A 21,964-nucleotide genomic window follows, 5' to 3' on the forward strand; every position below is an offset into this window, starting at 1 on the left:
AACTGTAAAAGTGTATTTTTCCATTGAAGAAAGCATTGTTCTACAAGTTTATCTCCGTATAATTTCAAATAACAAAAAAGTTGTACGGAGGGAAAAATGAGAAAGATTCTTGTAGGCATTGCTTTCTTTTGTTTTTTATCCTTTGCCCAAGGAGTAAGAACCGTTCAGGCAGCCGTGATGGATGTGAGCGATAATTTTGTCTCACTCAAGGTTGATAAAAAGAGAGCCAAGTTTAACGATGATTTTGTGCATGTGCAGGCCAAGTTTAGTGATAGAAGACAGGCTTTTACTGCTAACAGTCTGATGAAAATTACGTGGGAAAATGTAGGTGGTGCATCGCTTCAAGGGATTAAAGAAAATAATAGACTCGTAATTCAGGATGAAGCAGGTAGAGATCATGAAGTAGGTCAATATGTTGTTGATCAAGATGGCGTAGTTATCTTATTCAATGACAATATAGAGGATTTTGAAAATGTAACTGGTCAAATTGATTTTGATCTGCAAGTTAAAAACAAATCTGAAAGAGGTCAGACCTTGTTTATTCAAGCGGGTGATGTAACTAAGTTTCTTCATGTAGTAGGACAAAATAATCCTGTAGAAGAAATTAGCTCTGTTGATATTAACGGAATTTTTGATCAAGACAATATTTCCTGGGAAATCAAGATTGATCCAAAAAAGGCAGAATATGATCAAGTTGTAGTGGAAAATGCTATACCTGAAGGTTTAATTTGGGATGAAAAATCTTTAAATGTCCAAGTCGCAAACCATGAAATTAAGTTTGATAAAGAAAATCCAAAGAGGTATAGATATGGGGAAAAAGCTACGCGAATTAGAAGGACAGACGGAAATGAGATGCTGGTGGCTCGAAATGCTGATGGAAGAAGAGAAGAAAAAGCAGACACTGAATTAGGAAATAAAGAGTTAAAGCTCCCAGTAACGGGTTTAACAGGCTTGGATAATCAGCCAACTACAATTAGTACACCTAAAGCAACTAGGGTTAGACATAGTGATAAGGACTTCAAAACTGTCGCAGATAAAATTTTAGACGATGATGATCTAAAAGAAGTTAGCTTCAAAAAGCATAATCGACACAGAAATAGAACTTCTTCAGCTAGCCTTCCTAAAGCAGGCGAATCTGCATCACTTTTCTTGTCTATCATCGGTTTATTTGCTCTAATTGTGGGTGCCCTTACATTGGGCTTAAAAAAGGAAAAGTAGATAGTTAATAAAATCTATATTTTCGATAGCCAAATTACTCTCTTTCACTTATTATGGATATATAAGCTTGTATATTGAAAGAGAAATATAAAGATGCCATACACTATTTCTGAAATTATTGTTTTATTTTTTACATATTCTTTTATTGGCTGGTTATGGGAAACAATATATTGTTCGATCAAAGATCATCATTATGAATATCGTGGCTTTTTGTTTGGCCCATATTGTCCAGTCTATGGATTCGCAGTTACTACAGTCTTAATCTGCACTAAAGATGTCCAAGACAATATCTTCTTGCTATTTATCGTCGGAATCATTGTCGCGACAGTCTTCGAATATGTCGCGAGTTTATTCCTTGAAAAAGTCTTCCATCTTAAATTATGGGATTACTCAAAATTGTGGGGTAACATCCAAGGTCGTGTAGCGCCAGTTATTTCCTTATTCTGGGGCTTCGGCGTAATTCTACTAGTAAAATTTATCCAGCCATTTGTACAAAAGATTATCAATATTGAGGAAAGAGATACGCATGGTTGGTTAGCCGTAGGGATCACGATAGTTATGGGAATCGATACAATCTTAACTGTAATCAGTGTCGAAAGATTCCATATTACAACCAAGATGTGGGACAATCGCATCAACCAATTTATTGAACGCGTTAGATCCAGAGTAGAAAGCAGAATGGCTGAGAAAGGCAGACTTAAAGTTGGCGACTGGCATCACTCAGTTATTCAGCACTACGACGAATTAAAACCAAATCGTTTAAGTTGGAACCAAAAACGTATGCTTAAGAGCTTCCCTAAATTAAGAGTTTTGGATGCACCTAAGTTTATGGAAATAAAGAAAGCAATTCTTGAAAAAGAAAATCGCTCAAACAAAAACACCGCTGCTTAATCCGGCAACGGTGTTTTTTAGCCATTAATACGGTTTTTTTCTCGCACTTTGCTTTTTATTTCGGTGTAACCATCAAGTACATTTGCGTAGCGTCCTAAGATGAAAAGGTAATCGGAAAGGCGATTCATGTACTCCAAATCGCAATCGTTTAATTTTTGTTCATTTAAACTCAACTTGACTAAAGACCTTTCGGCACGTCTAGCAACGGTTCTAGCATATTGTAAGTTAGCACCCGTAACCTTGCCACCAGGCAAGATAAATTCAGGAATAGTGGGTATTTTAGGAGTTAATTCATTAATGCGGTCTTCTAACTGTGTGACATTTTTCTCACTAATTTCATGATGGTGCTTAACGACAATATCGGCTTGCAGTTGGTATAAATTACGCTGAACGTTTTCCAGCTCTTTACGTAATTCCCGGCAATTCTTTGATAAGTTGGCAATCACCACACCAAGGTATGATTGAAGCTCATCCACATTGCCAAATGCTTCAATTTGCAGGTCATATTTTGGCACTATTTTACCAGTAACCTGCTTGGTTAGCCCTTTGTCGCCAACTTTAGTGTAGATTTTGATTGTCATTAGATTATCCTCCGTTGATAGGCTTCAAGTGCTTTGGTGATTGGTTTATATAAAACAAAGTAGAAGGCAAAGTTGCCAATTGCATGGTAGGTATCAAAGGCGAAGCTAGAAACAAGGTAAGCGATGAAAGCAGGCAAACCACCGAAAATAGTCATCCCCAGGTCGACTAAAAAGCCGTATTCCCAACCTAAAAAGGTGGCCAAAGCTACCTGTAACCAAAAGTGATTTTGCAGTGGCGTAACTTTGTTTAAAAAGGCCACAGTTAATACACAACCAGCATAAGCTAAAATTTGGGGAATAGTCCAAATGCCGAATCCCAAATAAATATTAGAAATCAACATTGTCAAAGCAGCTAAAGTGATACCTGAGCCGATACCCAAATAAAGAGTAGCGATCATCAAGATATCAGTTACTGGTTGTACGTTGGGAATAGGAATAATTTTGAAGATACGCAAGACCACGCACATTGCTGTAAGCATGGCCAGTAATGCGATTTGTCTGATTTGCAGCCGCTCAGTAACCATAAATTACTTCACCTTGTCTAGAGTAAATTTAACTTTATCCTTGTTAGCAACAGCTTGTTTGTCGGCACCTTTGGTTGCCCATTTGCCGTTAATTGTGTAAGTCCAATAAATCTTTTTCTTAGGGTTTTGCTTTTTACCATCGATTGAAGTAATAAAACCCTTAGTTTCTTGCACTTTCCATGCTTTCTTAAGACCGGTAATTACCTTGGCCTTTTTCTTAGGAATCTTAACGGATTTATCACTTACGGTTTTCTTGCCTTGTTTCAAGGTGTAGTTAACCGTAATTTGATTGTTAGAGCTCTTTTTGGCAGTGGATGAACTATTATTTGAGCATCCCGTCAAAAATAAAGTTAAAAATGCAACGATTGTAAATAATAAACTAAATTTGTGTTTGTTCTTCATTTTTATCTCCTAATAAATTACTTGATTGGGCAAGCTCCGCCTTCACAGTCGGTTTGTCCTACAATTTCTAATCCCTTTTGATCATCATTTTGCTTTGCAAATACTTCTTCAACATCATCAGTAATCAAAGCAGCTCTTTCTTTATAGGTCTTCTTGTCAATTGGCTCTTTTGGAGCTTGCTTGAGTGAACCACCGTAGTAAGGAAGAAGTGAAGTTGATTTAATAGTGTGTCTGTATTGGTGAAGAAGTGGAGCAATTTCGTCACTTTCATCTGATTGGAAGGTGATGGTGCAGCTGACGGCATTGTCAGACCAGTATGTTTGCAAGAATGCTTGGGTCGCGAATTGTTCCGCAATTGAAACCGTTCCGGCAGAAGCAAAGTTTTTACTATCGGCGTGAGCAGCCCGTAATGGAAATTCGACGCAAATAGTGTTCTTAGTGTAAATATCTGGTTCAGTATGATAGCCGCATTCTCTTAAGGCTGGAAGCAATGGATCACTAGCCTGGAAACGAATTCTCTGAATCAAATAACCAGCATAGTGGAAGTGCATCCCTTCTGACACACCAGCCAATTTAGCCACCGTACCAGATGGTTTAACTGTGGTGTGCTTAATTGATGGGTGGGTGCCTAATTCCTTGCTGTAGGCCTTATCTGCGTCGACTACAGCCTTGTATAAGCCATCCACTCTTTCAACTGCCTGTGAATCATAGATTGGTTTCTTAATCTTTTCACCAGTTTCTGCATCAACGGCATCTTCAAAGCCAGTGACTACTCTGTGGCCCAAGTCATTAAGCAGCCAGTCTTGAATACCAGACATTGAAATACCGATTCTGCGGTTCTTTTGAATAATCTTACGTGAAACTTCCCAGTCGTAGTGACTAAAGGTAACTCTCTTAGCAAAACGAGTAGCTAAGGCGAAGGCCTCCTTTAAGTCCCAGCCTTGCATTTCAGCGATGTATGGGAAGACCTCAAACAAGTTGCATGGCTCACCATTTGCCAAAGAAATTTCGCCACAAGGATTAGTACCTTCAACGTCATCGTCAATTCCTGGTTGATAGCCATCAACAATACGACCATAGTTGCGTGACAAATCTAAGTTAACGATACCAGGCTCGCCATTATGCAAAATGCCGTCAGCAATTGGACCATAATTATTAAACTTAGAATTAATGGCCACACTGTTGTTAGAAGCCCAACGGTGGTGATAAAGCTTTTTCTTATCCTGCTTCATCTTGATAAAGTCTTGGTCGTCACTAGAGCCAAGTGCAAGCTCAGCTGAACGACGAACGTTGCCGGCAACAACTGTTTTACCAATCAAGTTACAAATGTCAGTCGCATCAACAGCAGTCAAGTTTTTACCTGCGCGGGCATTAATGACGTTGTTGATATCGATAAACATTTCAACTAAAGGCATTGGACCTGAAGCAGTACCGCCGAAGCCATGGATCTTGGCACCGTATGGACGAATATCAGTAATGTCCAAAACTAATTTGGTCTTTCGATCAGGATTGGTTTGGTTAAAGTGCATATCAATTAAACGGGCATTGGCAAGAACCCAGCCTTCACGAGTATCAGGCAATCTGTAGTAAATCACGTCGTCTTGATCTGGATTTTGCTTTTTCCATTCGTCTTTATCAATGGCGCCAACCTTGATTGAGGCATCGTGTGACTTGCTGCCTTTATCGATTACAACAGTTAAATCGATTTTGTTATTAACCTTAGGAATTTGCTTGATGTTGTCGTTAACAACTGAAAAACCAACGCCGCCGCCTTTCATTAATTGATCGAATAGGAAGGAGAAAGGCATGGAGACAGCTTTTTCTCTCTTATCAACGTAAGAAGGCACGATGTGACTGTCGCCATATTCTTGAGGACGAATAGCGATGAACCAGCAGTTGTTTAATGAATCGCCAGTCCGTTTTTGATAATCGGTTCCTGAAATCCAAAGGTTACGACCTGAAGGGGTAGCTGATAAGCCATAAACTAAACGGAATAATCGTTTAGCTTCATTGGTCAATTCGCTGATAACTTCTTTAGAGGGAGAGTCTTTTAGACGTGGATCAAGGTTGATGTTACCTTCGATCACACGCTTAACTGTCTCATCCCAGTTTTCTGAACGATCTTGATCAGGAAGCCAACGGGCATAAGTTCTCTTATAGGTTACCCAGCCAAGTTCACCCCAGTGAGGTTTGATTTCATGTTTCACTTGATCAATAAAGTTTTGATCTAGTTCAATTCTAGTAGATGGCATGTTTTTCACTCCTAAAAGATTATTATTGTTTCGCAAAACACATTATGTATGAGCACATATCTAAATGTACCACAATATCTTGTGGTTTGTAGAAAATTATCGCGGATAGCATTGATTTGTAAACTGCAAATCCCATCAGAATAGGGCTAATAAATTAGAAAAAATTTTAGATAAAATGTGGTATAGCTTTAGAAAGCAAAAAATATAGAAAATTATCATGTTACAATCAAAAATAATGAAAAAACGAGGTTTGATTCATGAATACAGCTTGGCAAAAATTTAAAGACAATGTGCCATTGCGTAGAGTTGTCGTATTTTTGTTAATCGTAGCTTGTTTGTACGAGATGCGGGCAATGATGAATACGATTCTGTTAACATTTATTTTTACTTACGTAATCGTGCACCTGATTCGTTTAGTCCAGCGTTACATTCCTAAGATGCCGACAGGGATAATAGTTGTCGTCACGTATCTGATAATTCTGGCGCTATTGTATTTCGTTATAACGGTTTACTTGCCCATGCTGATGGTGCAAATCAGTAAGATGGTAAAGTCCGTTATGGCATTTTATGAAAGCGATGAATCGTTGCGTTTGATGTCGTACGTAACGCGTTACATTAGTAAAGGCGAGTTGATTGAACAGGCAAAGCACGCTATGACTTTTGCCTTTCACACTGCTACTAATATCGGCACGCTGACCATCGCGACATTTATGTCACTGATCTTAAGTTTCTTTTACACGATTGAATTAAAGAAGATGAGAGAATTCTCTAGTTTATTCGTTAAAAGCGGCTACTTGAAGTGGCTCTTTGAAGATATTTGTTACTTCGGTAAAAAATTTACCAATACCTTTGGTGTAGTGCTTGAGGCCCAATCCCTTATTGCGATTTGTAACACAGCTTTGACAATGATCGGTTTGGCTATAATGAGAATGCCACAGATTGTCGCCTTAGGCTTGATGGTCTTCATTTTGAGTTTGGTTCCAGTTGCTGGTGTAATCATTTCACTGATTCCGCTAAGTATTGTGGGCTACTCAGTAGGCGGCATTCGCTACGTGATTTACATTTTCATTATGATCATGATTATTCACGCCGTTGAAGCCTATGTCTTAAATCCTAAGTTCATGGCCAGCAAGACTGAATTACCAATTTTCTACACATTCTTGGTTTTGCTTGTGGCAGAACATTTCTGGGGCAGCTGGGGCTTGATCGTAGGTGTGCCAATCTTTACTTTCTTCTTGGATGTTTTAGGCATTAAGCCAACTAAAAAGAGTAAGAAGAAGGCAGTTCTAAAATGAGATTATTACTGACAGGCGATAGCATCATCGCACGCAATGAAGGCAAAGAAGAGCCGCATATTAACTGGAATTTAAAAAAGATGTTGCCTGACGTAGAAATTGAAAATACTGCAGTGTCGGGGATCAATTCAGGTGCGTTTTTTGCAAGACTTAATGAATTAGTTTTGAGCGTGAAAAAGTGCGATAACTTGGTAATTTTACTTGGGACTAATGATCTGGCAACGCATAAGCAGGTACCGTTAACGCAATTTAAGCAAAATATGGAATTGATTTGTTCAGCGATAATTTGTGCATATTATCCGCCACATGTTTTGCTTGTTTCGCCACCCGCCGTTGATGAGGAAAAGCAGCTTGTGCGCGATAATGCTTTAGTAGAAAAATATGCCAAAGCAGTCGAAGAAGTCGCTCAGGAATATCATTTTAGATATGCGGATTTATGTCAGGCGATGCTAGATGCAGGGGACATCAAGAAGACTGCCCAAGGAATGAAAAATGATGGTTTGCACTTTGGGGATGCAGGCTATGAGATATTAGCTAAATTGATTGTTAAAAATTTGAAGAGCATGTAAAAAAGAGGCCGAAAGGCCTCTTTATTTTTTATTCAATTAAATTATCTTATTGCCGCAAACAACAATCCACCCACGGCTACCAGAGCCAGGAATGGGATGAGCAAGTATGCGCAAAATACGAAAATCAATCCGGCAATGAGTAAGAAGCCGAAAATCTTGATTAAGCCAACCCCCAACTTGAAGAAAAGCCAAATCAAGAAAATTGTTAACAAAAGTGAAAGCATAGTTTCATACCTCCATAATCTATGAGAATATTTTACTACCAAGAGATGGAGAGAGCGTAGATTAAGTATGCTGCTTTTAGAAAAAATCAAGAAATGTTTATGCAATTAAGTTACCGTTAACAGAGCAAATCGTATTGAAAGCTCTTTCTGAAATCGATATCATTTAAAATATGAAAGCGATTTAGATGGAAGGAGAAAGAGAACTTGAAGCAAGAAAAATCAGGTTTACCAACGCTAGCCGCTTCCACTATTTGGATGATTAGCTTAGGTTATTTAGGCGTACAAATTGCATTTACTTTGGAAACTTCACAAATGAGTAGAATTTTCCAAACTTTAGGGGCTGACCCAACAAAATTAGGTTGGTTCTTCATTTTGCCACCACTTGCTGGTCTGGTGGTGCAACCAGGAATCGGATCCTTATCAGATCGTACTTGGATTCCTAAGATTGGTAGAAGATTACCTTATTTGTTAATCGGGATGATCTTCGCCGTAATCACAATGGTCATTTTGCCAAATGTTGGTAGTTTTGGCTTAGGATATGGATCCTTAGAAGCACTTATTTTCGGTGCTGTCGCAATTGCCATATTGGACGTTGCTTCTAACATGGCCATGCAGCCATTTAAGATGATGATCGGTGATATGGTTAACGATGAACAAAAATCATATGCTTACGGAATTCAAAGTATGCTTTCCAACTTTGGTGCTGTAATTGCCGCATTTTTCCCATTCTTGTTAACTAGTTTTGGTGTTGCTAATACTGCTAAAAAGGGTGTGGTACCACAATCAGTTGTCATTTCATTCTATGTTGGTGCAGCTGTTTTGGTAATTACTTCATTGTTCACCATCTTCAGAGTTCATGAATATGATCCAGAAACTTATGCTCGTTACCATGGTATCAAGGAATCAGATAACAAAGAAGGTGGCGGTTGGATTGAATTGCTAAAGAAAGCGCCAAAAGTATTTTGGCAAGTTTCATTAGTCCAATTTTTCAGCTGGATTTCATTCCAATACCTTTCAACTTATGCAACTGGTGCGATTGCGCAAAACGTATGGAACACTACTTCCGCTTCTTCAGCAGGCTACCAAATTGCAGGTAACTGGTTCGGCGTATTGACTGCTGTTCAATCAATTGCGGCTGTAATTTGGTCATATGTTTTGGCTAAAGTACCAAACAATCGTCATAAGTTAGGCTACGGCTTAAGTTTGGCATTAGGTGCAATTGGCTACACTTCAATTTTCTTGGTTCATTCACAAATGCTGCTGATTCTTTCATTCATTTTAATCGGAATCAGCTGGGCAGGGATGAACACTTATCCATTGACTATGGTATCTAACGCTTTATCAGGTAAACACATGGGAACCTACCTTGGCTTATTCAACTGTTCAATTTGTTTGCCACAGATTGTCGCTTCATTACTCAGCTTTATCATCTTCCCAATGGTAGGTAACTCAATGCCAGCTATGATGTTAATCACTGGTATTTCAGGATTCTTAGCTGCTTTATCAGTTATCAGCATTAAAGAAACCTACGTAAAATAATTTAGACCAAAATAAAAATGCATGAAGTCAGAATTTGGCTTCGTGCATTTTTTAGTTATTCATTTTGTTAGATCTGAATATTTTTATTAATCCTTAACAACATCCTTAGTGTCTAACCATTGATTGCCACTGATCTTAACAAGCTTCTTGCCGTTAGTCTTCTTAACATCCTTAGCAGTGAAAGTTGAATCCATTGAAACTGTCTTAGCGGGCTTTCCACCGTTTGCGTTTAAAACAGCGTCTTGGTATCTTTAACAGTAACGAAGATCTTGTCGCCTTTCTTGATAGCTGGGTTAGTAGGAGCAACTTCTGCAACACCCAACTTTGGGGCAGTGAAACTAGCAGCTTCGGTAACTGAAGCACTGACACCTAATAAACTCATTGAAGCGACTGCGACTGAAACAACTTTAGCTAATTTCTTTGCGTCTAACATATATTATTAAATTCAAGGGATAATTTGAATTTTTTGAAAATAATTTAGGTCCCACAAATGTTGCTAGAATAACGTTTTCAATTATTTTTAGTTAAAAATTGGCAAAATAAATAAAAATAGCTATCTATTTTAGATAACTGTTTTCTTAGTATAAGTCCCTTTATTATGATCTCAATTCTTATTTTAGTCAGAATTAAAGCCATTTCATAGTGCTTATTTTACGGAACATATGAGTAAAAATAACTAATCAGTGAAATATTGCAAAATATCTTCTTCAGTTAATTCTTTCTTTTCTTCACCTTTAACATCTAATACAATTTGCCCGCTATTCAGAATTACCATCCGATTGCCATACTTAATGGCATCTTTTAATTGGTGGGTGATCATAATGCAGGTTAATTTTTCTTCGCGTACAACTTGATCAGTTAATTCGAGTAAATCGCGGCTGGTATTAGGATCAAGGGCAGCTGTATGCTCATCTAGCAACAATAATTCTGGCTTTTTGATGGTAGCCATTAAGAAACTGAGTGTTTGGCGCTGACCACCTGAGAGATTGCCCACGAAAGTATTTAAGCGCTCATTTAATCCATTAGGCAGCTGAGCAGTCTCTTTTTCAAATTCTTTCATGTGTTTATCGAGCCCTCTAGGGCGCAGGCCACGATGTTGACCACGCTTAGTAGCTAAAAGTAAGTTCTCGGCAACCGTCATTCTTGGAGCAGTTCCCATCTTAGGATCCTGGAAAACTTGGGCAATATACTTGGCACGTTTTACTTCAGATAAAGGAGTTAAATCACGGTCTTTTAAGAGGACTTTCCCAGTAATGGGAAAAATGGAGCCGTTGATGATATTTAGCAGGGTAGATTTACCTGCACCGTTGGTCCCCAGCAAGGTCACAAAGTCGCCATCTTCCAGTTTTAAGTTGATGTTTTTGAGAATTTGCTTTTCTTCGTTTGTACCTTCATTAACTGTGGTGGTAATGTTTTGTAAATCTAAAATTGTGCTCATGGTTTTTGAACTCCTTTTTTCAATAATTTACGTACATGGAACTTTTTCTCAAACAATGGCAACATCATGCAGATAGCTAAGATGATTGCGGAGATCAATCTGAAGTCGTTGGTGCTGAAGCCTAGTTGCAAAACTAATAACAAAATCAAACGGTAGATGATACTGCCGATGATGATGGCAATTAAACGAGCAGTTAAAGTTAAATTGTTGCCGTAAACGACTTCGCCGATAATGATTGCGGCAAGGCTGATAACCATTGTTCCGATCCCCATGTTAACGTCGGCATAACCACCGTTTTGGGCGATCAAACCACCAGTTAAACCAATTAAGCCGTTTGAAAGCATCAAGCCTAGGATCTTCATGTTATCGGTGTTGATACCCAGTGAGCGAGCCATTTTTTCATTATCACCAGTTGCGATGAAACTTTGACCAAGGTCGGTATTTAGAAAAAAAGCTAACAAAAGGATAATCAATACTGCAAAGAAGAGACCAACCACAATAGTAGGGAAGTTAGTAGGCAACTTTTGTAAAAACTTCTCGTTAAGCAAAGTAGCTTTGTTGAGCAAGCCGACATTTGCTTTACCTAAAATACGCAAGTTGACTGAGTAGACACCAGTCATGGTTAAAATTCCAGCAAGTAAAACTGGAATTTTGCCTTTGGTATAAAGTAGTCCAGTAACTAACCCTGTAAGCATCCCGCCTAAAAATGAAAGGATGGTAGCCAGCACCGGATCAACGCCGTGTACTAAAGCACTGACGCAAATCGCTGCACCGAAGGGAAATGTTCCTTCAACAGTCATATCAGGGAAATTTAAAATTCTAAAAGTGAGAAATAGGCCTAAGGCTAAGACTCCCCATAAGAGACCTCGCCCGATAGTTGATGTAATAAGGCTCATTTGATAATCCGTCCTTTCTTTTGTGCAGCCTTGATGACGCTGTCTGGAATATGAATGTTTAATTCGTTTGCGGCTTTTTGGTTAATCATAGTTTCATAGCTGGTCACTTTTCTAACCGGTGTATCTGCTGGATTTTTACCTTTCAAAATTTGTCCGGCCATGTGACCAGTTAAAACTCCCATGTCGAACTGGCTCACACATCTAGTGGCAAGACCACCTGACTTAACCATGGTATCGGCAGCTGGGAAAACAGGAATCTTTGCTTCGTTAGTTGCCTTAAGCAAGGTGGCAATTCCTGAAGCAACGGTGTTGTCGGTAGGTACATACACTGCTTGAACTTTGCCCGCCATGGTTTGGGCAACTTGTTCAATATCATTGGTAGAAGTGATCGTGTATGGACGAACTGTGAGGCCTTCTTTTTCAGCTAATTTTCTAAATTCACGATATTCAGATGCGGATGAATCATCGCTTGAGGTGTAGACAACCCCGATCCGTTTAGCTTTAGGTAAAATCGTCCGCAACAATTTTAATTGAGCTGGAATAGGCTGACGATCTTGCACCCCGGTAACTTTGCCACCAGGATGGTTCAAACTTTTAACTAAGTGCGTTCCTAGTGGATCACTGACTGCACCCATGATTACTGGCGTGTCGCCTGATTCGTTAGCCAAAGATTGAACAGCTGGTGTCGCAATTCCGATTGTCACTGCCGCATTTCTTTGGTTAAAACGATCACTCATTGATTTCAAATTACTTTGATCGCCTTGGGCATTTTGAAAACCGATTTGGATATTTTTACCTTCGCGGTAACCTTCGTCTTCAAGACCCTTAATAATACCGCGGTGGATCTGATCCAAGGCTGGGTGACTCATAGTTTGTAAAATGCCCACAACCTTTTCTTTTTGCGCTGTAGTTTGTTTATTTACCTCTATAACAAATGCGGCAACTAAAAAGGCGAAGAGAGCAATAATTGTTCCGATTAATCTTTTCATTTTTCCGACTCCCATAAACAAAAAAGGACATTTCCGTTTTACGGGAAATGTCCAAAAAAACCCGCACGTTTATTAAATCCGTGCGGGCTACTTTTTTATGAAGATTTACCAGCACAGATGCGAAAAGTATCTGAGTCGCATCCGTGCTTTTAATAAGCGTGCAGAAACAACTCTAGTGCTGGAATTGCCAACGATTGATTACTACATTCTTAAACATGGTTAAATCTTCCTTTCATTCAAATTATTTGTTGTCACAAATTTTAAAGAGTTATTAAAAAGTTGTCAATCACTTTTTTCATTTAATTTTTAAAAACTGATATAATTAATATTCTAGAATTAAGGAAAGGACTAACCACATTGCGCTATAAACAAATTATTTTTGACGTTGATGATACTATTATCGATTTTGCGGCAACTGAAGATTTTGCTTTGCACAGTCTTTTTAATGCACATCATTGGCCATTATCTCAAGAACTTCAGCGCCAGTACCATGCTTACAATCAGGGATTATGGCGCAGACTTGAACAAGGCGAGTTAACCTATGAACAGCTGAGTGAAATGACCTTTCATGACTTTATCAAGGATCATTTTGGAATTGAGATTGATGGTAAAAAGGCCATGGACGAATATCGTTCATACTTTGGCGAAGCACATAAACTTCTGCCGGGTATAAAAGATACTTTGAAGTTTGCGAAGAAGCAGGGCTATAAATTAACTATTTTGAGTAATGGTGAAAAGTTTATGCAAAATCACCGCTTGGAACTAGCTGGCGTGAAAAAATATTTTGATTTGATTGTTACTTCAGAAGAAGCCCATTATTCTAAGCCGAATCCACATGCTTTTGATTATTTCTTCAGTCGAACTGAGATCGGTCCTGATGAAACAGTCTTCTTTGGCGATGGCTTGCAATCCGATATTTTAGGTGCAGAAGAATATGGCTTTGATAGCATCTGGTACAATCACCGTCACCGTAAAAATACGCTCCATTTGCACCCAATTTTTGAAGTGGAAAATTATCCAGAATTCGTTAAATTGATGCAGAATGATTTTCAAAAGAAGTATTAATTGAATTAATGAGAAGGGTATCTTATCTTTGAGATAAGATACTTTTTTTAGGTGAAAAATGATGAAGAAAATTACAACAGGAATTGTGGCCCACGTTGACGCGGGTAAGACGACTCTTTCTGAAGCCTTGCTGTATCGGGCAGGAAATATCAGGAATTTGGGAAGAGTGGACAATGGGGATGCATTTTTAGATACCCAACAACTTGAGAAAAAACGGGGCATTACTATTTTTTCTCATGAGGCTAAATTGACCACGGATGATGCAGAGATTACTTTGCTTGATACGCCAGGGCACGTCGATTTTGCTTTTCAAACCGAAGAAGTGCTGAGCGTTTTAGATTATGCGATTTTGGTTATTTCGGCGACCGATGGCGTCACCAGTTATGCCAAGACGCTGTGGAATTTACTTGAGAAAAATCATGTGCCTGTTTTTATTTTTGTTAATAAAATCGATATTGCAGGTACAAATAAAGGTCAGGTTTTAACCGATATTCAAAAAAGTTTAAGTGAAAATTGCCTGGATTTTAGCCAAGAAGATCAAACTTTTTATGAAAATGTGGCTTCGGCTGATGATCAGCTGCTCGAAAAATATCTGAATGGCGAGGAAATTATGAATTCGGATATTCAAAATTTAATTGTGCAGAGAAAGATCTATCCCGTTTATTTTGGCTCAGCTCTGAAATTAACTGGAATTACGGAATTTTTAGCAGGCTTTGATAAGTGGACTAAAGAAAAAGAATATAGTCCTGATTTTTCAGCTAGATGCTTCAAGATTTCGCATGATAAAAATGGGGAGCGCCTTAGCTGGATTAAAATTTTAGGCGGCAAATTGCAGGCAAAAACTGAATTAGCCGGCGAAAAGATTAATCAATTGCGCGAATATAACGGTGAAAAATTTACGACGGTTGTAAAAGTAAATGCAGGCGAAATTGTTGCAGCTACTGGTTTAACTAAGACTTATCCAGGACAAGGCTTTGGCGCTACAGACGCAAAAGAAGCCAGTCTAAAGCCAGTTTTAACTTACAAGCTTAATCCACTGGATGAGGATATTCATGCCTGTCTGATGGCCTTAAAGACGCTAGGAGACGAAAATCCACAGCTTCATGTAACTTGGTCAGAACATTTGCAGGAACTTCGCGTTCAGGTGATGGGGAAAATTCAACTCGAGATTTTAAAACAATTGTTGCAGGAACGTTTTACTTTAACCGTTGATTTTGAACAAGGCAGCATTTTATACAAAGAGACTATTGCTCAACCAGTAGAAGGCGTAGGTCACTTTGAACCGTTGCGTCACTATGCGGAAGTGCACCTGTTGCTTGAACCAGGTTCAAGAAATAGTGGCGTAGTTTTTGAAAATAACTGCAGTCTAGAAGTTTTAACCAAAAATTGGCAACATCAGATTATGACAGCTCTTGAATCAAAAGAGCATTTGGGAGTTTTACTGGGTACGCCAATTACAGACGTAAAAATTACTTTGCTTGGCGGTAAAGGTAGTATTGTGCACTCAGTCGGTGGCGACTTTAGAGAAGCAACTTATCGTGCGGTGCGTCAGGGCCTGATGGAATTAAAAGAGCAGGACCAATTGATCTTACTTGAACCATGGTATGATTTCCGCCTTGAAGTAAGTCAAGAACATGTGGGCCGCGCGCTGAGTGATATTCAAAGAATGAGTGGTCAGTTTAATTCACCAGAAAATAAAGGCGACCGCACCATCATTGAAGGCTCGGCACCAGTTAGTGAAATGCAGGATTACGCTGCGCAAGTACGTGGCTACACGCATGGTGACGGAATCTTTGAATGCGTCGTAAAGGGTTATTTGCCTTGTCATAATGCTCAAGAAATCATCGAACAGAAAAATTATGATCCTGTTTCAGATCTAGAAAATACGCCTAACTCGGTCTTTTGTTCACATGGTGCAGGCCACACGGTAACCTGGGATAAAGTGCCAGAAACAGCGCATTATTCATATACGTACCCATTAAAATAAAACTTCTTGCATGAAGTGAAATATATGATTACCTGTGAAAGAAATTTCATTTTTAGCTAAAAATGATGAAACAAAAGCGCTTACATAGTAACATAAAGGTATTGGAAAGGTGATACACATGACTACAATACCCTTTAAAGCCGTAGCTGTTGATATGGACGGTACTTTTTTAACAGAAAAGAAGACTTTTGATCATCAGCTTTTTGGTAAAATTTTGAAAAAACTACAAGCAAACAATATTCCCTTCATTTCAGCTACAGGTAATCAATTGATCAGATCACATGAATACTTTCAAGAATTCACTGAAGGAATTGATTATGTATCTGAAAATGGCGCTATTCTCGAAGCCGATGGCAAAGTAATCAAAAGAACTGCGCTCGATTATGATATTGCTCAGAAGTTGCTTCACTTTATTCAAACCGAATATCCAGAAGCAATCATCATGGTTAGTGCAGAACATCATTGTTACATCTTGAAGAGTATGGATAAGGCAACAAAAGATGATATTCGAATTTACTATCGCAAAGTAGAAGAAGTCGATAAATTTACTGATATCGATCCTAGCGATGCTATTTTGAAAGTTTGTCTGACTGCCGACGATGAATTAGCTACAATTATTCAAGATCGCTTCAATGAAAAATATGGTGATTACGTTCGCGGTACTAGTAGCGGTAATATGACGATCGATCTGGTGCACAAGGGCATTAATAAAGCCAAAGGTGTAGCTGATATGCTTAAGTACTATGGCATTGAACAAAAAGATTTGATTGCTTTTGGTGATGGTGAAAATGATATCGGCATGCTTGAGGCATGTGGTTATAGCTATGCCATGGAAAATGCTAACGCTAAAACGAAGGCGGTTGCCAAATACGAAGCACCATCGAATGATGAGAATGGTGTCTTAAAAGTTTTAGCTAAATATTTAGATATTGAATAAAAATAAAAAAGCCGTAAAACGGCTTTTTTATTTTAAGCTAAATCCTAATCTGACTGGATTGTGATCGGCATAATGATAATCGGTGTTGATATCGGTAGCCTTGGCTTTAATATTTTTTGAAATGATAAAGCCATCGCCAACTGTTTGGTAGTTAACCTTAGGCCGATATTTCATATCCGTTGATCTAACTGTAGCTACACGCTCACGGTTAGTTGCTTTAACCATGATGAAATCCTTAGGCAACATCTTTTGATCTAAAACAGATACCCAACTAGGAATCTTTTCTTGATGGTCAAAGTGGGTGAGCATGTCGCGGCCTAATGCGTGGTTGAAGTCACCACCGACAATGACGTAATTGCCCGCTTTATATTCAGCTTCGATTACTTTAGAAAGAATCTTCATTTGCGCTTTACGCATTTTGCCGCCTTTATCATAGGCTGACATATGACTATTGATGACGATTAATTCTTTTCCGCCTTTGATTGGGTAGTGCATAACCGTGAAGCAGCGATCAAGATCTGTAAATTTGGAGATAAATGCGGAAGAAACAGGATATTTTCTTCTAACTGCGCTTTGCATGTGGTATTTACTCATACTAAGCAAACCTGATTGAACGCTGCCGTGTGGGTCATAAAGTGGCCAAGCGAGATATGCGGAGTGGAAATTATTGGCAAAAACATGGTCATAATTTTTAAAAGCGTGCTCAACTAAATTAACTTGGTTGACATAGTGGCTACGCGTTGAGTGGGTATCGATTTCTTGAAAGAGCATGAAATCAGGATTCTGTTTTTTCATCGTCTTGATGACACCGTCGGTTGAAGCAAGAACGGATTGTTTAGAAAAGGCAGTACCACGTGTCCCTTGCGTTTTTGTGCCGTTTTTGAGTTCACCTTTATCCATAAAGAAATCAAAATTGTGATTATATGCACCAAAACCAACATTATAAGTAATGATAGAGTATAGATGGTGCAAGCTTAATTGTTTAGATTGATTATTTTTTATAGACAGTTTGCGATTATCAGGGATGCGATAGTAGTGCATTTGCATGTAGCCCACATAACCGATAATTACTACAAGCAGAATACCGATTAAGTTGAGCAAACCGATTCCAATTCTTTTTAGTATTTTCATTTTTAACCTCGATATGGGAGAAGACAATGATTACAGTATATTTAGTTCGTCACGGACAAACCTTTTTTAATTATTTCCATAAGATCCAAGGCAGATGCGATTCTCCATTAACTCCATTAGGAATTGCGCAAGCAGAAGCTACACGTGATTATTTAAAAGAAAAACACGTACACTTTGATTATGCCTTTTCTTCAAGCTCTGAAAGAGCGAGTGATACGTTGGAAATTATAACGGAACATAAGATGCCATTCAAGCGTGATAAGGGATTGAAGGAGTTTGCCTTTGGTCGCTATGAAGCCCACGATCAAAGTTTGAATCCTAAGCCACCTTATAATGACTTCTTCAAACAATTTGGTGGAGAAAGCCAAGTCGAAGTAGAAGAGCGGATGGATAAAACGATTCGTAGATTGCTTAAGGATATTCCAAATGGTAAAAACGTGTTAATTGTTTCACATGGTGGTGCCTTAATGAACTTCTTAAGAAAAGTACTGAACAGTTTACATCCCCTAGGAAAACTGCATTATCACAATTGTGGCATCGTTGTTTTAAACTATGATGGTAAGAACTTCACTTTAAAGTCAGTAGCCAATCCTGCGGACGACGTGTCTGATAGCTATAACGATAATTTATAAACCAAACAAAAAATCTCAGCCCAATTGAGCTGAGATTTTTTATTAATTCTAATTTATTTTTAGAACTTGTTCTTGTCCAATGCAACTGGAGAATCTGGCTTTTCGCCGTTGATTAACTTCAAGTTGTTGTCAAATGCCTTAACAACCATGTTGCGTACAGCGTGAGTGGTGTAGAAGGCGGTGTGTGGAGTTACCAATACGTTTGGACGATCAATTAAGTCTGCCAAACGCTTGTCTGGGAATTCTTTACCTTCCCAATCCTTGTTAAATACACCAACTTCGCCTTCGTAAGTATCCATAACGAAGCCGAAGATCTTGCCTGAGTCCAAACCACGGATAACTGCGTCAGTGTCAACAAGTGGACCACGTGAGCAGTTTACAATTACAACGCCGTCTTTCATTTCTGCGATTGACTTGTCGTTGATCATGTGTACGTTAGCTGGTACATCTGGTACGTGAAGTGAAATTACATCAGCTTGCTTGTACAAATCGTCAAGTGAGTCAACGTAGTAACCCTTCTTTTCAAGTTCTGGGTTCTTGAAGATATCGTAAGCAATAACCTTTGCGCCGAAACCTTCCATAATTTTCATAAATACTTGACCAATGTGACCAGTACCAACAACACCGACAACTTGGTCACGAACTTCACGGCCGATAGTTGGTGCCCAACGTAAATCACGTTTAGCCATCTTTTCGTCCATGCGCTTGTCTTGACGTAATATACGTGCAGCTTGAATAGCAGCATGTTCAGCAATAGCGTCTGGTGAGTAAACTGGAACATTAGTAATTTCGAAGCCTAATTCCTTAGCCTTGTCCATGTCAATGTTGTCGACACCAACGTTACGTAATGACATCTTAGTTACGCCAGCATCTGCCAATGCTTGAAGAGTATCAGCGGTGTAGTCTAGTTGTTGGTAAACAACAACACCATCTGAACCTTTAGCAAGCTTTGCAGTTTCAGGAGTCAAAAGCTTATCAGTGTAATCAACATCGATATCCTTGTGAGCTTCCTTCCATTCGTTCAAGAATGGTTCTTCATCTTTACGAATAGCGTAAGCAAAAATCTTTGTCATAAATTTAAACCTCCGTAAAATTTATTAATATGACCAGCCCTCATTATACACTTCCACTTGTTCAACAAAACACAAAAAAGCTTATTTTTTGCAGAAAATTTTAAAAATTTAAAATAAAACAAGCTAAATAAGCAGAATAAATTATTCCTATATACGGCAATTGTTTAAGGAATTATAAAGACATAGAGAATATTGTGACACAATGTCATGCGATTGGTATTATATACTCATAACAAAAATACAACGCAACAAATAGAGATAGATTGCAAGAAGGTAACAAATCTTCTAATTCCTTATTAATACATCCTATTGGACGTTTTATTAACTCATACATTGGGAGCTCAAGCGACTATGTGGTCGCAAGAGCGAATGTTGATAAAAAGCCCATCCCCTTTGCGAAAGTGAAGAATCAAGTCCCCTGCATATCTCAAGCGTTGAACCTTTTTGTTAACCTTGATGATTCGTTTTCGCAGCATTAGTGATGAGTAGGCTAATGTAAAAAAATCTCGTTATTCTCATTCAACACAACTCCCTTAAAGGGCTGGTTTAGATTAGTCATCTAAGCCAGTCCTTTTCTTTTTCGGCTATAATTAGCATGAATAGAAAAAAGGAGAAAGAGCAATGATTTTAATTTCATGGAATATTGATTCACTTAATGCGGCTTTGACCGGAACATCAGCTAGAGCTGAAGAAACCCGTCAGGTGTTAGATAAAATTCATGACGCAAATCCTGATATTATTGCAATTCAAGAAACCAAGTTGCGTGCAACGGGTCCAACTAAGAAGCACCAAACAGTACTTGCAGAAAAGTTTCCTGAATATGATTACGTTTGGCGTTCTTCAGAAGAACCGGCCAGAAAAGGTTATGCCGGAACAATGTATCTTTATAAAAAAGAATTAACGCCAAAAGCTTCATATCCAACTATTGGTGTACCAGATACGATGGACGCGGAAGGCCGAATTATTACGCTTGATTTTGATAAGTTCTTTGTCACACAAGTTTATACGCCCAATTCAGGTAGTGGCTTAAAGCGTTTAGCTGATCGCCAAGTTTGGGATGAGAAATATACTGAATACTTACACAAGCTAGATCAAGAAAAGCCAGTTTTGGCAAGTGGCGATTACAATTGTGCTCACACTGAAATCGATTTGAAGCATCCCGAAAATAATCACCATTCAGCCGGCTTTACTGATGAAGAAAGAGTAGACTTTACCAATTTGTTAAATGCAGGTTTTACAGACACATTTAGAAAAGTTCACGGCGATATTACAGATGTTTATTCTTGGTGGGCTCAACGCGTTAGAACCGCCAAGGCCAACAATTCTGGCTGGAGAATCGACTACTGGCTAGTATCTAATCGGATAGCCGATAAGGTGGTTCGGTCAGAAATGATGGATACCGGAAAAAGAGCAGACCACTGTCCAATTTTGCTCGAAATTAACCTGTAAAATAATCAAAACACTAGTATAATTACTTTCAAAAAAATATTTTTTTGGAAGAGTAGAGGTTAATTATTTTGAATAACGAGAAAAAAGAAGATTGGGCCCTGGAGCAGGACTTGAAATACAATCGTCTGACTGCATTCAAGCTGTTTGCGATGACTAGCTCCATTTGGTAAGACTGGTGCTACAGCGCTGCTTTATTTATTGATTGCTGGTATTGCCTGGTTTATACCAATTACGTAAATGGCCGGAAAAATGGCTTCAATCAATAATTGGTCTTCCTGGTGATTTATTGCAAAAGATTGTGGGAATCATGCTCGCCTGCGGAATCATCGGTGAACTTGGTAACTGGATCGCTGGTCCTAACCAAGGGATGTATGAAGCCGCAAGGGAAGGCTACATGCCTAAATTCTTTGCCAAGACCACTAAGCATGGTGTGCCAATCAGAATCATGATCTTGCAATCAAGCATTGTTACTATTTCTGCGCTTTTGATTACATTTACTAGTGGTACCAATGCGGACTTTGCCTTTAATGTTTCTTTGGCCGCAACTACTGCTCAGTACTTGCTGGTTTATATGATCATGTTGATCGCTCACATTGTTTTAAAGAGAAGACACGAAGACTATCACCGCATGTATTACATGTCGAAGAATCCTAACACCAGTATTGCGATTGCAATTTTGGCATTAATTATTACCGTAATTGCATTCTTCGTTCCAGCATAAGGAACTCCAAGTTACTTACTTACATGGTGTTTATGTTTGGACTTTGATTGGCATGTGTGCGATCGTATCAGTTTTGCCACTGATTTTGTATCGCTGGCATGAAAAATGGCAAAATCAATAAACTTGAAGCATTCGTTTTTAAAAAGCGAGT

General features: G+C 38.7%; 21 protein-coding genes and 2 pseudogenes. 12 read left to right on the forward strand and 11 right to left on the reverse strand.

Features of this window, described 5'->3' with window-relative positions:
- The first annotated feature begins 96 nt into the window (after positions 1–96).
- The gene (locus BN1206_RS09205; protein ID WP_052543292.1) at positions 97–1,218 is read left to right on the forward strand and encodes an LPXTG cell wall anchor domain-containing protein; all 1,122 of its coding nucleotides are present in this window, start codon (positions 97–99) and stop codon (positions 1,216–1,218) included.
- A gap of 93 nt (positions 1,219–1,311) precedes the next feature.
- On the forward strand, positions 1,312–2,109 hold the full coding sequence (locus BN1206_RS09210) for a putative ABC transporter permease (protein ID WP_013641328.1): 798 nt from the start codon (positions 1,312–1,314) through the stop codon (positions 2,107–2,109).
- A gap of 17 nt (positions 2,110–2,126) precedes the next feature.
- Here the strand turns inward: BN1206_RS09210 and BN1206_RS09215 are convergent, their stop codons facing one another.
- From BN1206_RS09215 to nrdJ, 4 genes are read right to left on the reverse strand one after another with little or no spacing between them, the layout of a single operon-like run.
- Positions 2,127–2,690 (reverse strand): cob(I)yrinic acid a,c-diamide adenosyltransferase, encoded by a 564-nt coding sequence (locus BN1206_RS09215; protein ID WP_052543293.1) that lies wholly within the window; start codon positions 2,688–2,690, stop codon positions 2,127–2,129.
- On the reverse strand, positions 2,690–3,214 hold the full coding sequence (locus BN1206_RS09220; RefSeq protein WP_014565452.1) for an ECF transporter S component: 525 nt from the start codon (positions 3,212–3,214) through the stop codon (positions 2,690–2,692). The genes BN1206_RS09215 and BN1206_RS09220 overlap by 1 nt, the downstream gene beginning before the upstream one ends.
- A gap of 3 nt (positions 3,215–3,217) precedes the next feature.
- On the reverse strand, positions 3,218–3,616 hold the full coding sequence (locus tag BN1206_RS09225) for a DUF4430 domain-containing protein (RefSeq protein ID WP_013436882.1): 399 nt from the start codon (positions 3,614–3,616) through the stop codon (positions 3,218–3,220).
- A gap of 17 nt (positions 3,617–3,633) precedes the next feature.
- Positions 3,634–5,868, reverse strand: a complete 2,235-nt coding sequence (gene nrdJ, locus BN1206_RS09230) for a ribonucleoside-triphosphate reductase, adenosylcobalamin-dependent (RefSeq protein WP_052543294.1) — start codon at positions 5,866–5,868, stop codon at positions 3,634–3,636.
- A 257-nt stretch (positions 5,869–6,125) separates the two neighbouring features.
- Here nrdJ and BN1206_RS09235 point away from each other — a divergent pair, with 257 nt between their 5' ends.
- Entirely contained in the window at positions 6,126–7,163 is a 1,038-nt protein-coding gene (locus tag BN1206_RS09235; RefSeq protein WP_052543295.1) for an AI-2E family transporter, read from the forward strand.
- A complete protein-coding gene (locus BN1206_RS09240) occupies positions 7,160–7,732 on the forward strand; it encodes an SGNH/GDSL hydrolase family protein (RefSeq protein WP_013436885.1) in 573 nt (190 codons plus the stop codon). Before BN1206_RS09235 ends, BN1206_RS09240 begins: the two co-directional genes overlap by 4 nt.
- A gap of 41 nt (positions 7,733–7,773) precedes the next feature.
- Here the strand turns inward: BN1206_RS09240 and BN1206_RS09245 are convergent, their stop codons facing one another.
- Positions 7,774–7,956 (reverse strand): hypothetical protein, encoded by a 183-nt coding sequence (locus BN1206_RS09245; protein ID WP_013436886.1) that lies wholly within the window; start codon positions 7,954–7,956, stop codon positions 7,774–7,776.
- 255 nt (positions 7,957–8,211) lie between these two features.
- Here BN1206_RS09245 and BN1206_RS09250 point away from each other — a divergent pair, with 255 nt between their 5' ends.
- Positions 8,212–9,495, forward strand: coding sequence for an SLC45 family MFS transporter (locus BN1206_RS09250; protein ID WP_369792942.1), 1,284 nt, complete (start codon positions 8,212–8,214; stop codon positions 9,493–9,495).
- An 86-nt stretch (positions 9,496–9,581) separates the two neighbouring features.
- On the opposite strand, the pseudogene BN1206_RS09255 reads toward BN1206_RS09250, so the two are convergent.
- From BN1206_RS09255 to trpX, 4 genes and pseudogenes are all read right to left on the reverse strand, one after another.
- Positions 9,582–9,928 (reverse strand): annotated as a pseudogene (locus BN1206_RS09255) (hypothetical protein).
- A gap of 243 nt (positions 9,929–10,171) precedes the next feature.
- On the reverse strand, positions 10,172–10,933 hold the full coding sequence (locus BN1206_RS09260; RefSeq protein WP_013436888.1) for an ABC transporter ATP-binding protein: 762 nt from the start codon (positions 10,931–10,933) through the stop codon (positions 10,172–10,174).
- Entirely contained in the window at positions 10,930–11,829 is a 900-nt protein-coding gene (locus tag BN1206_RS09265) for an ABC transporter permease (protein ID WP_052543297.1), read from the reverse strand. The genes BN1206_RS09260 and BN1206_RS09265 overlap by 4 nt, the downstream gene beginning before the upstream one ends.
- On the reverse strand, positions 11,826–12,818 hold the full coding sequence (gene trpX, locus BN1206_RS09270) for a tryptophan ABC transporter substrate-binding protein (protein ID WP_013641336.1): 993 nt from the start codon (positions 12,816–12,818) through the stop codon (positions 11,826–11,828). Before trpX ends, BN1206_RS09265 begins: the two co-directional genes overlap by 4 nt.
- Positions 12,819–12,915: 97 nt before the next feature.
- On the opposite strand from trpX, the gene BN1206_RS10265 reads away from it, so the two are divergent.
- From BN1206_RS10265 to BN1206_RS09285, 4 genes are all read left to right on the forward strand, one after another.
- The gene (locus BN1206_RS10265; protein ID WP_006351306.1) at positions 12,916–13,041 is read left to right on the forward strand and encodes a hypothetical protein; all 126 of its coding nucleotides are present in this window, start codon (positions 12,916–12,918) and stop codon (positions 13,039–13,041) included.
- Positions 13,042–13,175: 134 nt separating this feature from the next.
- Positions 13,176–13,883, forward strand: a complete 708-nt coding sequence (locus tag BN1206_RS09275; RefSeq protein ID WP_013436891.1) for a YjjG family noncanonical pyrimidine nucleotidase — start codon at positions 13,176–13,178, stop codon at positions 13,881–13,883.
- Positions 13,884–13,944: 61 nt separating this feature from the next.
- Entirely contained in the window at positions 13,945–15,870 is a 1,926-nt protein-coding gene (locus tag BN1206_RS09280) for a GTP-binding protein (RefSeq protein ID WP_052543299.1), read from the forward strand.
- Positions 15,871–15,988: 118 nt separating this feature from the next.
- The gene (locus BN1206_RS09285; RefSeq protein WP_052543301.1) at positions 15,989–16,807 is read left to right on the forward strand and encodes a Cof-type HAD-IIB family hydrolase; all 819 of its coding nucleotides are present in this window, start codon (positions 15,989–15,991) and stop codon (positions 16,805–16,807) included.
- Between the two features lie 27 nt (positions 16,808–16,834).
- Here BN1206_RS09285 and BN1206_RS09290 read toward each other — a convergent pair whose 3' ends face one another.
- Positions 16,835–17,938, reverse strand: coding sequence for an endonuclease/exonuclease/phosphatase family protein (locus tag BN1206_RS09290; RefSeq protein ID WP_052543302.1), 1,104 nt, complete (start codon positions 17,936–17,938; stop codon positions 16,835–16,837).
- Between the two features lie 26 nt (positions 17,939–17,964).
- On the opposite strand from BN1206_RS09290, the gene BN1206_RS09295 reads away from it, so the two are divergent.
- The gene (locus tag BN1206_RS09295; protein ID WP_052543305.1) at positions 17,965–18,570 is read left to right on the forward strand and encodes a histidine phosphatase family protein; all 606 of its coding nucleotides are present in this window, start codon (positions 17,965–17,967) and stop codon (positions 18,568–18,570) included.
- A gap of 59 nt (positions 18,571–18,629) precedes the next feature.
- On the opposite strand, the gene BN1206_RS09300 is transcribed toward BN1206_RS09295, so the two are convergent.
- Positions 18,630–19,643 (reverse strand): D-2-hydroxyacid dehydrogenase, encoded by a 1,014-nt coding sequence (locus tag BN1206_RS09300; protein WP_052543307.1) that lies wholly within the window; start codon positions 19,641–19,643, stop codon positions 18,630–18,632.
- Between the two features lie 621 nt (positions 19,644–20,264).
- Here BN1206_RS09300 and BN1206_RS09305 point away from each other — a divergent pair.
- Together BN1206_RS09305 and BN1206_RS09310 are read left to right on the forward strand one after the other, a co-directional pair.
- Positions 20,265–21,092, forward strand: coding sequence for an exodeoxyribonuclease III (locus tag BN1206_RS09305; protein WP_013436897.1), 828 nt, complete (start codon positions 20,265–20,267; stop codon positions 21,090–21,092).
- 265 nt (positions 21,093–21,357) lie between these two features.
- A pseudogene (locus BN1206_RS09310) lies at positions 21,358–21,934 on the forward strand (amino acid permease); the annotation flags it as partial.
- Positions 21,935–21,964: the final 30 nt, after the last annotated feature.

The organism is Lactobacillus sp. OTU4228 (assembly GCF_001006945.1).
GTDB classification, from domain to species: Bacteria; Bacillota; Bacilli; order Lactobacillales; family Lactobacillaceae; genus Lactobacillus; species Lactobacillus amylovorus.